We start from the raw sequence: 14,955 nt of genomic DNA, 5'->3' as shown, positions 1-14,955 counted from the left end.
AAATGAAAAAAAAAGATACCGCACCTAAACAAGACGGAATTACAAGAAAACCTTTTCCAAGCTCAAAGAAAATTTACGTTCAAGGAAAGTTACATCCACAAATTAATGTAGCAATGCGAGAAATTACATTGAATGATACAGTCGATTCAATGACAAAAAAGCGTACATCAAATGAACCAGTTACTGTGTATGATACTTCTGGACCATACACTGATCCAAGTAAAGATATTAATATTCATAATGGATTAGAACGTATTCGAGAAAAATGGATTTTAGATAGAGATAATGTTGAGAAATTAGAACAATTTAGTTCAGAATATTGTAATGAAAGATTAAATAATGAAAGTTTAAATCATTTAAGATTTAATCATTTAAATAAACCTTACAGGGCTAAGAAAGGTGAGAATGTAACTCAATTACATTACGCAAAAAAGGGAATGATCACACCAGAAATGGAGTATGTAGCTATTCGTGAAAATCAACGTATCGACGAAATGACTCGTTTATCAAAGCAACATCCAGGTCAAGATTTTGGAGCGAGTATTCCGGAGAAAATTACACCAGAATTTGTAAGAGAAGAAGTAGCTAGAGGTCGTGCTGTAATTCCTTCAAATATTAATCATCCAGAAGCTGAACCTATGATTTTAGGTAGAAACTTCTTAGTGAAAATTAATGCCAATATTGGGAATTCGGCAACAACATCTTCAATCGAAGAAGAAGTTGAAAAGGCTGTTTGGGCCTGTCGTTGGGGTGCCGATAATATCATGGATTTATCTACAGGGAAAAATATTCACGAAACTAGAGAGTGGATTATCCGTAATTCTCCAGTACCCATTGGAACAGTTCCTATTTATCAGGCTCTTGAAAAAGTCAATGGTGTTGCAGAAGATCTTACTTGGGAAATATTTAGGGATACTTTAATTGAACAAGCAGAACAAGGAGTAGATTATTTTACTATTCACGCGGGAGTTCGTTTGGCATATGTTCCGATGACAGCAAAACGTATAACAGGAATTGTATCTAGAGGAGGTTCCATTATGGCAAAATGGTGTTTAGCGCACCATAAAGAAAGTTTCCTATATACGCATTTCGAAGAAATTTGTGAAATTATGAAGGCCTATGATGTTGCATTTTCGTTAGGAGATGGATTACGTCCAGGTTGCATTGCGGATGCAAATGATCAAGCTCAATTCGCAGAGTTAGAAACTTTAGGAGAATTAACGAAAATCGCATGGAAACACGAAGTGCAATGTTTTATAGAAGGTCCAGGTCACGTTCCTATGCATATGATTAAAGCCAATATGGATAAACAATTGGAAGCTTGTGGAGAAGCTCCTTTTTATACACTAGGACCTTTAACCACTGATATCGCTCCAGGTTATGATCATATCACTTCTGGTATTGGTGCGGCAATGATTGGTTGGTATGGCACAGCGATGCTGTGTTATGTAACGCCAAAAGAACACTTAGGTTTACCAAATAAAGACGATGTAAGAACTGGAGTAGTAACGTATAAGTTAGCAGCTCATGCTGCCGATTTAGCAAAAGGACATCCTGGAGCACAACATAGAGATGATGCATTAAGTAAAGCGCGTTTCGAATTCCGTTGGGAAGATCAGTTTAATTTAAGTTTAGATCCTGAATTAGCAAGAGAATATCACGATGAAACCTTACCAGCCGAGGGAGCGAAAATTGCTCATTTCTGTTCTATGTGTGGACCAAAGTTTTGCTCAATGAAAATTACACAAGAAGTAAGAGATTACGCAGCAAAAAAAGAACTACAGGAGGGGAAAGCGCTTGAAGAAGGAATGAAAGAAAAATCTGAAGAATTTAAAGAAAAAGGATCTGAAGTTTATTTATAGTATTTGAACTAAACCTCAATAAATCAAAAAAATCGCATGTTAATAGTAATTACATCAGAACAAGAATTAGAAAATGAATCAACACTTTTAAATCAACTTTTTTCGAAAGGTTTAGAAGTGTTGCATTTAAGAAAGCCTTCTTTTAATATTGAACAATACCGGGTTTTATTGAAAGATATAAATCCAAAGTTTTATAATCGAATTATGATTCATGAAAATCATGAATTATGTAAAGAGTTTAATTTGAGAGGAATTCATCTTCAAGAACAACCTAGAATTGATCTTGGAGATAATCTTAAAAATTTTACTGATTCGTATAAGAAAATTGGATTTAAAGTAAGTAGCTCTTTTCATGACCCTGAAGTCTTAAATGCAAGTGAAATTCATTTTGATTATCATTTATTAAGTCCAGTTTTTTCTTCGATTTCTAAAAAAGGATATAAAGGAAAAGGATTTGATGTAAATCATATTAGGAAAACGATTATTGGAATGGGAGGAGTAAATGCTGAAACTGTTCAAAAAGTTTATGAACTAGGATATTCTGGAGTAGGTGTTCTAGGTGGCATTTGGAATTCTGAAGATATTATAGAAAGTTTTAAAGTAATTTCTAAGGAATGTAATAAAGTTCGAGACTTTAATTTAGAACTTTTTTCTGGTGATGGAGAGTTAACGAAACTAAAGGAAATGTTATCTGATAGGTATACTCAGCTTGATATAGATCATGCCTTAATCAATGCAGTGGCTTATGGCAAAAAAGAAGTTGCCGACTATCTAATTTCTTTAGGTGCAGATATTTCATATGGTGATTATGAAGGTGTTTATTATGCCGTTCATAACAACGAGTTGGAAGGCCTAAAATATGCAATTTCAAAAGGAGTTGATATTAATGTAAATGATGGAATGATTATTAATGCCGCGATTTATACTACTATTCAAAAGAAGTGCACAAAATTACTTAATTGGATTGTTGATAATAAAGCCTCAAAAGAATTATTAACTCAAGATTCTAAGGATTTATTACAAAAATACGGAACAAAAAAACAGCAAGAGTTAATCAGTAGCTTATACATTGAAAACTAGACCTTACATATTAACAATTGCAGGATTTGATCCATCAAATGGAGCGGGTCTTACGGCAGACATAAAAACCTTTGAGGCTTTAAAATGTTATGGATTGGCAGTTTGTACAGCCAATACCATCCAAAACGATATTGAGTTTAAAGATTGTCATTGGATTTCGAAATCCATTATAAAAAAACAGATTGAAGTTTTATTTACAAAGTTCAAAATTGATGTTGTAAAAATTGGAATTGTGGAAAACTGGAAGATTTTATCTGAGATTATTGATTTTTTGGTGCAATTCAATCCAGCTGCAAAAATCATTTTAGATCCAGTTTTAAACACTTCTTCAGGATTTACTTTTCACAAAGATTTTACAGAAGAAGATTTCGAAGAGGTACTTTCTAAAATTTATTTATTGACACCAAATTATAAGGAAATACAAAGTTTGTATCCAAATAAAACAGTTGAAGAAACATTATCCCACATACAGACTAAAACGAATGTTTTCTTAAAAGGCGGACATAACGAAGAAAGATTGGGAGTTGACTTTTTGTTTTCGAAAGAAGGTAAAGAATTTTCATTCAATCCAAAGAAAGGAAAGTATCATGAAAAACATGGAAGTGGTTGTGTATTATCTTCAGCAATTGCAAGTTATATTACGTTAAAATATCCTTTGATGAAATCCTGTTTTAAAGGAAAACGTTATGTGGAAAAAGTATTGAGTTCAAATAAAATATTATTAGGTTATCATGGATAATATCTATTATATATCTCAAGGAAATTCTCCTAAAGAACATTTAGAGAATATTAAAAATGTACTTGAATCTGGAGTAAAGCTTGTTCAATTACGAATGAAAGATATAGAACAAGAAATATTTCTCGAAACAGCCGTTGATGCAAAAAGAATATGTGATTCGAATAATGCACAACTTATAATAAATGATAATGTTGAAGTAGCTAAAACAGTCAATTCTTTTGGACTACATATTGGAAAAGAAGATATGAAACCTTTGGATGCTAGAGCTATTTTAAGTGAAGAAACCATAATTGGCGGAACCGCAAACACAATTGAAGATTGTAGGTTCTTAGCTACTCAAAAGGTAAACTATATTGGTTTAGGTCCTTTTAGATTTACAAACACAAAGAAAAAATTAAGTCCAATTTTAGGGTTAGAAGGATATCAACAGATTATTTCTCAATTACGAAAGGAAGGAATTGAATTACCGGTTTATGCAATTGGAGGAATAACGAAGAATGATTTTCAAGAATTATATAAAACTGGTGTCAATGGAATTGCGATTTCTGGAATTTTATCGAATAAACCAGTGGAAGAAATTAAAGAATTAATAGCTAGTTAAAACGAATAAAATGAGTTTAAAAATAGCAGACAAAACATTTTCATCACGCTTATTTACAGGAACAGGAAAGTTTAGTTCTTCTGAATTAATGCGAGATGCAATATTGGAAAGCGAAAGTGAATTAGTAACTGTTGCTTTAAAAAGAGTAGATGTAGAAAATGAAGATGATGATATATTAACACATTTAAATCATGATCGAATCAATTTACTCCCAAATACTTCTGGGGTTAGAAATGCAAAAGAAGCAGTTTTTGCAGCCGAACTTTCAAGACAAGCACTAGAAACAAATTGGGTAAAATTAGAAATCCACCCTGATCCAAAGTACTTATTGCCTGATCCCATTGAAACACTGAAAGCAGCGGAGGAATTAGTGAAAAAAGGATTTGTTGTAATGCCATATATTCATGCAGATCCAGTGTTGTGCAAAAGACTAGAAGAAGTAGGAACGCAATGTGTAATGCCGTTAGGAGCTCCAATTGGAAGTAATAAAGGTTTAAAAACATTAGAGTTTTTAGAAATTATTATCGAACAATCAAATGTCCCAGTTATTGTAGATGCAGGAATCGGTGCTCCATCTCATGCCGCACATGCTATTGAGTTAGGTGCGGATGCAGTTTTGGTTAATACTGCCATTGCTGTTTCACAAAATCCAATAGCAATGGCGAAAGCTTTTAAAATGGCAGTGGAAGCAGGTAGAATTGCTTATGAAGCGAAATTAGCTCCTATAAAGAGAAATGCTGAAGCAAGTAGTCCATTAACTTCATTTTTAAATTAGGATGTCGTCATTACGAGACTTGTCTTAGAATAATTTTTATACAAGACGAAGTAATCTTTGAAATTAATAGATTGCTTCACTTTATTCGCAATGACACATTTAAAATAATAACATATGTTGACAAATAGTAGCTTCAAAAATATATTTGAGCGGTATAATTGGGACGAGGTTTTACAAAGTATTTTGTCCAAAACAACTCTAGACGTCAAGCGAGCAATAGCTTCAGAGAAGCGAACTTTTGAAGATTTTAAAGCACTAATTTCTCCAGCGGCAAAACCGTATTTGGAAGAAATGGCTCAGATTAGTAATCAAGTTACTAAGAAGAGGTTTGGTAATACCATTCAAATGTATGCTCCAATGTATTTAAGTAACGAATGTCAAAATATTTGTACCTATTGTGGTTTTAGTTTTACTAATAAAATTCCAAGAAGAACCCTAACGGATACTGAAATTTTAAAGGAAGTTGAGTTTCTAAAAAATAAGGGTTATGATCATATTCTATTAGTTACTGGAGAGGCAAATAGAACAGTTGGTGTTGATTATATTAAAAATGCTATTCAGTTGATTAAATCACATTTTGCAAACATTACTATTGAGGTTCAACCTTTAGATCAAAATGAGTATGAATTATTAAAAGAGAATGGATTGTATGCTGTTTTAGTGTATCAAGAGACTTATCATAAAGAAGAATATAAAAAACACCATCCTAAAGGTAAAAAGTCAAACTTTGATTATCGCTTGGAAACTCCTGACAGATTGGGAAAAGCGGGAGTTCATAAAATCGGATTAGGAGCTTTGTTTGGGCTGGAAGATTGGAGAGCTGATAGTTTTTTTACAGCATTACATTTAAAATATCTACAAAAGACATATTGGAAAACAAAGTACTCAATATCTTTTCCAAGACTACGCCCACATTCTGGTGGTTTAGAGCCGAAGGTAGAAATGACTGATTCAGATTTAGTCCAATTAATTTGTGCTTACCGAATGTTTGATGAAGATGTAGAATTGTCTATTTCAACAAGAGAAAGTGAAATTTTTAGAAATCACATTGTACACCTGGGAATTACATCAATTAGCGCAGAGTCTAAGACTAATCCAGGTGGTTATGCTGTGGAACCTCAGTCTTTAGAACAGTTTGAAATTTCAGATGAACGAACTACAGAGGAAGTAGCTGAAATGTTAAAAAATCAAGGTTTAGAAGTAGTTTGGAAGGATTGGGAACATTTTAATTAAATTTGATTTCAATGTTAAGAAAGCTTACATTTTTTATTTTAAGAGCTATGGGAATAAAAAAAATATTCTCTGAATCTCCTATTAATTATAAGAAGCTGAGAAAAACTGATAGAAAAAAGCTACCAAAAAGTTTCTATAAAAAGTTCAATGTAGGTGAGTTGGATATTGAAGAAACTAAAATTTATAAAATTGAAAATAAGGGTGAAACTGCTAAGGAATTAGTGATTTTTATTCATGGTGGAGCTTTTATTTCTGGACCTGCTGAACATCATTGGAAAGCTGTAGAGAAAATAGTTAAATATTCAGGTAAGAATGTTTGGTTATTAGATTATCCTAAGGCACCAGAATACACAATAAAACAGATCTGTGATAATATAGATGCTGTATTTGAGTTTGCTATTCAAACTGCAGCTTTGTCAAAGGATATAGTTCTTATTGGCGATTCTGTTGGAGGAAATCTTATAATGTCTCTTACACAACGTCTCATTCAAAAGAAAAAGGAAATACCAGGTAAGTTAATTTTAATTACGCCAGTTTTCGATGCAAGTTTGACTAACAAGGATATAAATGCAATTGAACCAAAAGATCCAATGCTAGGACTAAAAGGTGTTTTGTCTGCAAAAAAAATAGCAGCAGGAAATTTTGATTTAAAAGATGAAATAATCTCTCCGATATATGGAAGTTTTGATGGGTTTCCAAAAACAGATATTTACATAGGAGAGTATGATATTATGTATCCAGATGCTAAAATTGGTGCTAATAAAATGAAGAAAGAAGGGGTGGAGGTTCAGTTGATGGATGGCGCAAAAATGCCCCACATTTTTCCGTTATTACCAATTTTACCTGAAGCAAAAATAGCTTTGAATCAAATTATTAAAAGTTTAAAAGAATAATGCTAAATAAAGAGGAGCAAATACAATATAATCGTCATCTTATTCTGGATAAAATAGGAGAAACTGGACAATTAAAATTGAAGAAATCTAAAGTTTTGGTTATCGGAGCAGGTGGTTTAGGTTGTCCAATTTTACAGTATTTAACGGCTGCAGGTGTGGGAAATATTGGAATTATTGATGATGATGTTGTCGATCAAAGTAATCTGCAACGTCAAATACTTTATACTATTGATGATGTTGGCGTGTCCAAGGCGGAGACGGCTGTAAAGAGGTTATCAAGATTAAATCCTTTTATTCAATTTGATGTTTACAACGAAAAACTTTCAAAAGATAATGCAGTAGCATTATTTGAAAAATACGATATTATTGTTGACGGGAGTGATAATTTTCAAACAAGGTATTTATCAAATGATGCTGCTGTTTTAGTAAATAAGCCACTCGTTTACGGATCAATTTTTAAGTTTGAAGGTCAAGTAAGTGTTTTTAACTATAAACAAAGTGCTACTTACCGTTGCATATATCCAACACCACCAAATCCTGGATCTATTCCTAATTGTTCTGAAATAGGAGTTGTTGGAGTTTTACCTGGAATTATAGGAAGTTTACAAGCCAATGAGGTAATTAAGATTATTTGTGGAGTAGGAGAAGTATTAGCTAATAAATTAATGATTTTTGATGTGCTTTCAATGCGTCAGATGATTTTGAATTTTAATAGAACTTCGAATGCAGATATTCAAAACTTAGAGGCGAATTATGATTTTTTCTGTGGAATTACTTCAGCTAAAACTGAAATAACTTTTCAAGAATTACAACAAAAATTAGAAAAGTACAACTTATTAGATGTTCGTGAAGATTGGGAAAGGTCACAACATCATATCGGAGGACAACACATTCCTTTAGGTCAAATATCAGAACGTTTTACAGAAATTTTAAATGATAAACCATTAGTTGTTTATTGTAAATCAGGAATTAGAAGTAAATTTGCTATTGAATTTTTAGAAGAACAGCCAGTCTCGTATGAATTGATAAATTTAAAAGGAGGCTTGTCTTAATTTAGTGAGTCAGAGTTACATCTTTTTTAATTCTGAAACAGCGTTCTGTTCCTAGAAATTTGGGATCACCATGTTCCTCAGACCAAAATCCATCAAGAATATCTTTTGTTAAACATCGGTAAACTACTACTCCATGAAATACTTCGCCGTTTTCTCCTAGATATTGAAAGTTGATAACTAAAATATTATCTTTAAAGAATCCTGTGCCAATTTGTTCTTGTTCATGTTGAATCAACCATTTTGCTATAAATCTGTCGTTTTTATCCAATTCTAAAGTTAGAACTCCGCGATAATTAATATCACTTTCATTTTGATTTGAACCGATAATTGAAAATTCTCCTTCTAATTCTCTTGCAGTCATATTTCTTAATATATCATCTCAAAGATACTCTTTTAGCTCCAGCTACAAATAATGGTAATGTCATTCAGCCACTAATATAACTTTTAAGAGAAAAAAACATATAGCAACTTCGATTTTAAGTTGAATTAATCGATCTATTATGAAGCAATGTTTTTTGTGTTTTTTACATTTAATTACTCATCAAAATAAGTACTTTTGTCAATATGAAACAAACAACGAATACGATATTGATGATTCGTCCTGTCGGTTTTAGGATGAATGAACAAACAGCTGTAAATAATTATTATCAAAAAGTTTTGGAGAATGTTTTACCTGCAACTGTAAATGCAAAAGCACAAGAAGAATTTGATAATTATGTTGAAAAATTAAGAGGTTTTGGAGTGAATGTAATTGTGGTGTCTGATACAACTGAAACAGATACTCCAGATTCTATTTTTCCTAATAACTGGATTTCTTTCCATGAAAATGGAACGGTTGGATTATACCCAATGTTTGCTGAAAATAGAAGATTAGAAAGAAGAGAAGATATTTTAGATATACTTGAGGAACAGGGATTTATTATAGATGGTGTTATCGATTATACTTCGGGAGAAGAGGAAAATGTATTTTTAGAAGGAACTGGAAGCTTGCTATTAGATAGAGTTAATAGAAAAGCATATTGTGCGTTGTCTCCTAGAGCAGATGAAGCTTTGTTTATCGAGTTCTGCGAAGATTTTGAATATACTCCAGTTGTATTTACAGCTTATCAAACAGTTAACAGAGAGCGAAAGGCTATATATCATACAAATGTAATGATGTGTTTAGCGGAAACTTTTGCAGTTATCTGTTTAGCTTCAATAGATGATAAAAAAGAACGAAAAAATGTTGTCAAGAATTTAAAAGATGATGGAAAAGAAGTGATTGATATTACAGAAGCACAAGTGAATAATTTTGCTGGTAATATGTTGCAGGTTAGAGGAGCAAGTGATGAACGCTTTTTGGTAATGAGCCAAGCGGCTTACGATTGCTTAACTAAAGATCAAATTAATAAAATTGAAAACCATTGTAGGATTATTTCTAGTTCTTTAGATATCATTGAAGGATGCGGTGGTGGAAGTGCTCGCTGTATGATGGCAGAGGTTTTTCTTCCTAGAAAAATTTAATACAAAAATAAATATTCATAACAAAAGCTCACATTATTGTGGGCTTTTGTTATTCGGAGTGCATAGAACTTGATTTTTGTTTGATGAATGGAATGTTTATCCAATAATTGAAGCAAGTTTGTAGCTCAAGGATTTTTAGGCTTATACAATTAGTATTCTGAATAATTTTACATTGTAATCAATTAAAATCGAGTAGCAAGAAATCTAAAATTCAAATAGTAATTTTGTTATTTATCATCATTTTCGTGTGTGTAAATGCTATACTACAGAAAGTTTTATCGAAAAAAGAAGAGAAAAGTGTCCAAGCGATTAATGCTAAGTCATATTTGTTGCAAGAAGTACATTATGCAATGACAGTTAGGAATAAAAAACTTTTAAAATAATAAAAAAGTTGTTTCTTCTGTCACTAACGAAAAAAACGAATCAGTTTTACAGAAAGCATAAAGAAAATATTTGAAGAATAGTAATTCAAAAGATAAGGTTTTAAGATTGAGAAAAAGAAGGAAAAAGATACATCGCATAGAAAGGGAGAATTAACGTTTAGCGATTTTTTATGAAGATTAGGAGACTCCATTCGTCGACAATACTTTGCTATTGAGCGAAGTTTAGTAGGAATTAACGGAAAAAATTCTTATATTAGTGAGACATTTGTCAAAATCCCCTAATTATGAATGCTAGAATTAAAATAATAGCATCCTTTTTAATTTTATACTTTTGTATCCAAGATATAGTTGCTCAAAAAGTAATAGCTAAGGAAGGAAACAAAATAGAGTACAAAGACGATGAAATAGAATTAGATGATATGAACAGCATTTCAGCCCCATCTAATACAGTTGTAATTTCAGGTTCGTCAAAAAATAAAACTAAAAAGAAAGCTACAAATAAAAAAATAGCATCAGTTAAGAAAGTTGAAAAACTGATGAAACAAAAGAAACGTTTGAGATTTAGAAGTAAGAGAACTTTGGAATCTAAAAAGTGTTTCAAAACTGCAAAAAAACCTTGTGATACCAAAAAACAAAATAAAAATTAAAGACTGCATAAAGCAGTCTTTTTTTGTTTCTTGATTTATCTATCTAACTCTTTTTATCTTTTTTTAATACCGTAAAAATATCAATGACTTAAGCTCGGGATACTGCAGTTTACAATTGGTAAGAATCCATTAAAATTTTAAGTTATATAATCTACCAAATTATTATTTTTCTTCTGTTGTTAGTTTATGATGTAACTATTATGACAGCTATAGTATTATCTAATAAGATAAATTTATAATGGAACTTGAACAATCTAAATTCAATGAAAGTTTTACTTACATTAAAAGCTTTTAAAAGAAAGTGCTTTCAAAGTGATTGAATGTCAATAGATTAACAAGTTTAGTCCATTAAATAAATAAAAAATAGAAAACACTAATGTATCAGAAATAAAAGAAATCAAAATTCAGGTAAATGTTGTAAAAAAATGTTAGTGGCCCTAAGAGGTAAGAATAAGTCATACTGAATATAAAAAGAGCACATTAAGCGCTCTTTATTATATTTATATTGGTCTTAATTTATTTTAAAGCTTCCTCTATAACTTTTCCAGTTGAACCATTCGGAAATTCAACTTTTAACATTGTTGCAATTGTAGGAGCAATATCAATGATTTCATATTTCTTAGCAGTTTTGCCAAACTTAATTCCATTACCATAGAAAATTATTGGGATGTGTGTATCATATGAATATCCAGAACCATGTGTTGACCCTTTTTTCGGATAGATAATAGTTGAGGGATTAGGAATTAATAAAACATCTCCCGAGAGTTTTTGATTATATCCTTTTTGTAAAGAACTCATAATTCCATATTCAAAATAGTTTTCTTGCATTGCTTTCGCTGTAACAGCTTTATAAATTCCATCGAAATTAATGACTTCTTCAACGATATAATTTGAAACTCCATTTGCAGACAGTCTTGCTTTTTTGATTTCTTCTTTATTTAAGAATACTTGAAAGTTAGAAACATTTTCAATTAAGTTGTCATTATTAAATTTTTCTTTTGTCTTTGTTTTAATAAAATTTGTTAGTTTTTTTCCAGCCAAATAATTCGCTGGAATCTTTACAGAATTTAAATATGCTGGAACTTGTACAGCAGCATGATCAGCTGTTAAGAATATAGTATAATTATTTTTACCAACATTTGTATCTAAAAAAGTAAACAAACGTTCTAAGTCTTTATCCAACCTTAAATAAGTGTCTTGAATTTCTTTTGAATCTACTCCGAATTGGTGTCCAACATAATCTGTGGAAGAGTAGCTTAAAGTTAAAAAGTCAGTATAATCATTTTGTCCTAATTTTTCTCCTTCAATGGCAGCAATTGCAAAATCTGTAGTTATAGAATTTCCAGCAGGAATAGCTTTTATAATACTATAATTGTTGTTTTTATCTCTCAAACTAGGAATATCATGCGGGAAAACAGGTTTTTCTTCACCTTTAAAAGTCTCTTCAAAATTATTATCATCAGCAATACTTTCTGTATAAGTTGAAATGTCATAAAGTGTATTCCAGGGCTTACTTAAATATTCATCGGCCTTACCTAATGAATTAAACTTGTTAACCCAGTTAGGTAAATTATTCATATAAAATGAAGAGCTAATCCAATGTCCTACACTACCTCCGTCAAACCAATAGGCAGCATCGGCTGTATGGCCAGCTGGTAAAATAGCAGAACGATCTTTTATACCGATACCAATAGTCTTACCTTTCATGTTTTGAGCAAGTTTCAACTGATCTGAAATAGTAGTGGTAAACATTCTATATGGAGACTTTTTTCCTCCTTTACCATCATTTCCAACTGTGGTATGTCTATCGTCATCAACACAGTAAATGGATTTTTTTAAATATTTATCGTACCAGTAATTACCTATTATACCGTGATTATCAGGTGTTGTGCCTGTGAAAATAGAAGCATGTCCAACAGCGGTGTAAGTTGGAATGTAGTTGTAATGTGCATTTTCTAATGAGAACCCTTGATTTAATAATCTCTTGAAACCACCCTCGCCGTATTTTGAATTAAATCGCTGTAAATAGTCATAACGCATTTGATCTACAACAATACCAATAACTAATTTCGGAGTAGATGTTCTTGTTGTAGTTTCTTTTTCCTTAGAAACACAATTAAAAAGAGAGACTGTAAAAAAATACAGTAATAGTTTATTTTGAATTTTCATAAAAAAGTATTGAATCTTCAAAATTAAGTAAAACGATACAATCAAAAGTTAAATTATGGGATGTTAATGATATTTTAATCTTGAAAATCTATATAAAGAAGTACATATTCTTTTAGTACTTTAGCAAAACAAAAAGAAGGCAGATGAATTATATCGAGCATGTTGGAAAATACTTTGCGATGCTTGGTCAGGTTTTTAAAACACCACAAAAGTTTCGAGTTTTTTGGGAAGCACTATTTCGTGAGATTGAGCAATTAGGTTTAAAATCTATTGGAATAATTGCGTTCATATCATTTTTTATTGGTGGCGTTATTGCACTCCAAACAGCACTGAATATTAGTGATCCTTTAATTCCTAAAATGTTGATTGGTTTTGCTACTAAAAGATCTATTATACTTGAGTTTGCACCAACTTTTTGTTCAATTATTTTAGCAGGAAAAGTAGGTTCTTATATAACTTCTAGTATTGGGAGTATGAGAGTTACAGAGCAAATTGATGCCTTGGAAATTATGGGAGTTAATTCTTTGAATTATTTAGTTCTTCCGAAAATTATAGCAACAGTATTATTTTATCCATTCTTAATTATTCTGGGAATGTTTTTAGGAATCTTTGGAGGTTGGGTCGCAGGGCTAGCAACAGGTATGTTTTTTGAGGCCGATTACATTTACGGTATTCAGTTTGATTTTGATGCTTACTTAGTATTTTATGCACTTGTAAAAACTGTGGTTTTTGCCTTTATCATTGCCACTGTACCTTCTTATCATGGGTACTATGTAAGGGGAGGTTCTTTGGGAGTTGGTAAAGCTAGTACACAATCGGTTGTATGGACAATAGTTGTTATTGTAATCGCTAATTATTTCTTAACTCAAATGTTATTAACGTAGTATGATTCAGGTAAATGAAATATATAAAAGTTTTGGAGAAGCTCATGTTTTAAACGGGATTTCTACATCATTTGAAGAAGGAAAAACAAGTTTGATTATAGGGCAAAGCGGAGCTGGAAAAACTGTTTTTTTGAAGAGTTTGTTGGGATTACACGAACCAGAGAAAGGTACAATTGTATATAATGGGAAGATCAATAAAGAAATGACTATTGAGGAGAAGCGTGATTTTAGACAAGAGTTAGGTATGGTATTTCAAGGTAGTGCTTTGTTTGATTCCTTAAATGTAGAAGAGAATGTAACGTTTCCATTAAAGATGTTTACCATACAGTCAAAAGAAGAAATGCTTGATAGAGCTAATTTTGTATTGAAAAGAGTAAACCTTGAAAATTCTAATAAAAAACTCCCTGCTGAATTATCGGGTGGAATGCAGAAAAGGGTGGCAATTGCAAGAGCAATTGTAATGAATCCGAAGTATCTTTTTTGCGATGAGCCAAATTCTGGTTTAGATCCAAGTACATCAATTTTAATAGATAACTTAATTAAAGAGATTACAGAGGAATATAAGATGACTACTGTAATTAATACACATGATATGAATTCTGTGATGGAGATAGGAGATAAGATTGTTTTCTTGAAAAATGGAGTGAAAGCATGGGAGGGAAGTAGTAAAGAAATATTCAAAACCGATAATAAAGCAGTTGTTGATTTTGTGTATTCTTCTAATTTATTCAAAAAAGTAAGAGAAGCGTATTTAAAAGAGTAAAATTTAATTAACTGATAATCATTAGAGTATTTTTAATTTAAGAAATAATTTAAAAATTATGGTAATTTTATTTGGCGAAACTGTGTAAACTTTCTATATTTGCACTCGCAAAACAAGACCGGGTAGCTCAGTTGGTAGAGCATCTCCCTTTTAAGGAGAGGGTCCTGGGTTCGAGCCCCAGCCCGGTCACAATAAGAGCTTCTCGCTTGAGAGGCTTTTTATTTGAAAAAATCGGGGAGATTCCAGAGCGGCCAAATGGGACGGACTGTAACTCCGTTGTCTTTCGACTTCGCAGGTTCGAATCCTGCTCTCCCCACTTTTCAAAAAAAAATATAATTAGGGAAAATAAAGACGTTTGGCAGACAGAAAAT

At 31.6% G+C, this 14,955-nt stretch carries 14 protein-coding genes and 2 tRNA genes; 14 read left to right on the top strand and 2 right to left on the bottom strand.

Going from position 1 to position 14,955, the window contains the following annotated elements; all coding sequences use genetic code 11:
• Positions 1 to 2: 2 nt before the first annotated feature.
• The 8 genes from thiC to moeB all read left to right on the top strand — a co-directional run bounded on the left by thiC (position 3) and on the right by moeB (position 8,235).
• Positions 3 to 1,862: a phosphomethylpyrimidine synthase ThiC gene (gene thiC, locus BTO06_RS11210; protein ID WP_100925394.1), complete on the top strand. Its 1,860-nt coding sequence runs from the start codon at positions 3 to 5 to the stop codon at positions 1,860 to 1,862.
• 36 nt (positions 1,863 to 1,898) lie between these two features.
• Positions 1,899 to 2,942 carry a thiamine phosphate synthase gene (locus BTO06_RS18955; protein ID WP_100925393.1) on the top strand — a complete coding sequence of 348 codons (1,044 nt, stop codon included), beginning with the start codon at positions 1,899 to 1,901 and terminating at the stop codon, positions 2,940 to 2,942.
• Entirely contained in the window at positions 2,932 to 3,681 is a 750-nt protein-coding gene (locus BTO06_RS11200) for a hydroxymethylpyrimidine/phosphomethylpyrimidine kinase (RefSeq protein WP_100925392.1), read from the top strand. Before BTO06_RS18955 ends, BTO06_RS11200 begins: the two co-directional genes overlap by 11 nt.
• The gene (locus tag BTO06_RS11195; RefSeq protein ID WP_100925391.1) at positions 3,674 to 4,282 is read left to right on the top strand and encodes a thiamine phosphate synthase; all 609 of its coding nucleotides are present in this window, start codon (positions 3,674 to 3,676) and stop codon (positions 4,280 to 4,282) included. Before BTO06_RS11200 ends, BTO06_RS11195 begins: the two co-directional genes overlap by 8 nt.
• A 10-nt stretch (positions 4,283 to 4,292) precedes the next feature.
• Entirely contained in the window at positions 4,293 to 5,057 is a 765-nt protein-coding gene (locus BTO06_RS11190; protein ID WP_100925390.1) for a thiazole synthase, read from the top strand.
• Between the two features lie 114 nt (positions 5,058 to 5,171).
• Positions 5,172 to 6,290: a 2-iminoacetate synthase ThiH gene (thiH, locus tag BTO06_RS11185; RefSeq protein ID WP_100925389.1), complete on the top strand. Its 1,119-nt coding sequence runs from the start codon at positions 5,172 to 5,174 to the stop codon at positions 6,288 to 6,290.
• An 11-nt stretch (positions 6,291 to 6,301) separates the two neighbouring features.
• Entirely contained in the window at positions 6,302 to 7,183 is an 882-nt protein-coding gene (locus BTO06_RS11180) for an alpha/beta hydrolase fold domain-containing protein (protein WP_100925388.1), read from the top strand.
• Complete coding sequence (moeB, locus tag BTO06_RS11175; protein WP_100925387.1) at positions 7,180 to 8,235, top strand: molybdopterin-synthase adenylyltransferase MoeB; 1,056 nt, start codon at positions 7,180 to 7,182, stop codon at positions 8,233 to 8,235. Before BTO06_RS11180 ends, moeB begins: the two co-directional genes overlap by 4 nt.
• A gap of 1 nt (position 8,236) precedes the next feature.
• On the opposite strand, the gene BTO06_RS11170 is transcribed toward moeB, so the two are convergent.
• A complete protein-coding gene (locus BTO06_RS11170) occupies positions 8,237 to 8,596 on the bottom strand; it encodes a hypothetical protein (protein WP_100925386.1) in 360 nt (119 codons plus the stop codon).
• Positions 8,597 to 8,799: 203 nt separating this feature from the next.
• On the opposite strand from BTO06_RS11170, the gene ctlX reads away from it, so the two are divergent.
• On the top strand, positions 8,800 to 9,738 hold the full coding sequence (ctlX, locus tag BTO06_RS11165) for a citrulline utilization hydrolase CtlX (protein WP_100925385.1): 939 nt from the start codon (positions 8,800 to 8,802) through the stop codon (positions 9,736 to 9,738).
• A gap of 667 nt (positions 9,739 to 10,405) precedes the next feature.
• Positions 10,406 to 10,768, top strand: a complete 363-nt coding sequence (locus BTO06_RS11160) for a hypothetical protein (RefSeq protein ID WP_100925384.1) — start codon at positions 10,406 to 10,408, stop codon at positions 10,766 to 10,768.
• Between the two features lie 516 nt (positions 10,769 to 11,284).
• On the opposite strand, the gene pafA is transcribed toward BTO06_RS11160, so the two are convergent.
• Positions 11,285 to 12,937 (bottom strand): alkaline phosphatase PafA, encoded by a 1,653-nt coding sequence (pafA, locus tag BTO06_RS11155; protein ID WP_100925383.1) that lies wholly within the window; start codon positions 12,935 to 12,937, stop codon positions 11,285 to 11,287.
• Positions 12,938 to 13,080: 143 nt separating this feature from the next.
• Here pafA and BTO06_RS11150 point away from each other — a divergent pair, with 143 nt between their 5' ends.
• The 4 genes from BTO06_RS11150 (at position 13,081) to BTO06_RS11135 (ending at position 14,900) form a co-directional block, all read left to right on the top strand.
• Complete coding sequence (locus tag BTO06_RS11150) at positions 13,081 to 13,821, top strand: MlaE family ABC transporter permease (RefSeq protein ID WP_100925382.1); 741 nt, start codon at positions 13,081 to 13,083, stop codon at positions 13,819 to 13,821.
• Between the two features lies 1 nt (position 13,822).
• Positions 13,823 to 14,584 carry an ABC transporter ATP-binding protein gene (locus BTO06_RS11145; RefSeq protein ID WP_100925381.1) on the top strand — a complete coding sequence of 254 codons (762 nt, stop codon included), beginning with the start codon at positions 13,823 to 13,825 and terminating at the stop codon, positions 14,582 to 14,584.
• Positions 14,585 to 14,700: 116 nt separating this feature from the next.
• A tRNA-Lys gene (locus tag BTO06_RS11140) sits at positions 14,701 to 14,773 on the top strand.
• A 44-nt stretch (positions 14,774 to 14,817) separates the two neighbouring features.
• Positions 14,818 to 14,900, top strand: a tRNA-Tyr gene (locus BTO06_RS11135).
• Positions 14,901 to 14,955 lie beyond the last annotated feature (55 nt).

The sequence above is a fragment of the Tenacibaculum sp. SZ-18 genome (assembly GCF_002813915.1).
Classification (GTDB): domain Bacteria; phylum Bacteroidota; class Bacteroidia; order Flavobacteriales; family Flavobacteriaceae; genus Polaribacter.
The sequence above is the reverse complement of the archived record's forward strand: the minus strand, read 5'-3'. Positions and strand labels throughout refer to the sequence as shown.

Excerpts from the sequence above, each read along its gene's own strand:
- thiC (WP_100925394.1), top strand. The coding sequence starts at position 3 with ATGAAAAAAAAAGATACCGCACCTAAACAAGACGGAATTACAAGAAAA.
- BTO06_RS18955 (WP_100925393.1), top strand. The coding sequence starts at position 1,899 with ATGTTAATAGTAATTACATCAGAACAAGAATTAGAAAATGAATCAACA.
- BTO06_RS11195 (WP_100925391.1), top strand. The coding sequence starts at position 3,674 with ATGGATAATATCTATTATATATCTCAAGGAAATTCTCCTAAAGAACAT.
- BTO06_RS11190 (WP_100925390.1), top strand. The coding sequence starts at position 4,293 with ATGAGTTTAAAAATAGCAGACAAAACATTTTCATCACGCTTATTTACA.
- thiH (WP_100925389.1), top strand. The coding sequence starts at position 5,172 with ATGTTGACAAATAGTAGCTTCAAAAATATATTTGAGCGGTATAATTGG.
- BTO06_RS11180 (WP_100925388.1), top strand. The coding sequence starts at position 6,302 with ATGTTAAGAAAGCTTACATTTTTTATTTTAAGAGCTATGGGAATAAAA.
- BTO06_RS11170 (WP_100925386.1), bottom strand. The coding sequence starts at position 8,596 with ATGACTGCAAGAGAATTAGAAGGAGAATTTTCAATTATCGGTTCAAAT.
- ctlX (WP_100925385.1), top strand. The coding sequence starts at position 8,800 with ATGAAACAAACAACGAATACGATATTGATGATTCGTCCTGTCGGTTTT.
- BTO06_RS11160 (WP_100925384.1), top strand. The coding sequence starts at position 10,406 with ATGAATGCTAGAATTAAAATAATAGCATCCTTTTTAATTTTATACTTT.
- pafA (WP_100925383.1), bottom strand. The coding sequence starts at position 12,937 with ATGAAAATTCAAAATAAACTATTACTGTATTTTTTTACAGTCTCTCTT.
- BTO06_RS11150 (WP_100925382.1), top strand. The coding sequence starts at position 13,081 with ATGAATTATATCGAGCATGTTGGAAAATACTTTGCGATGCTTGGTCAG.
- BTO06_RS11145 (WP_100925381.1), top strand. The coding sequence starts at position 13,823 with ATGATTCAGGTAAATGAAATATATAAAAGTTTTGGAGAAGCTCATGTT.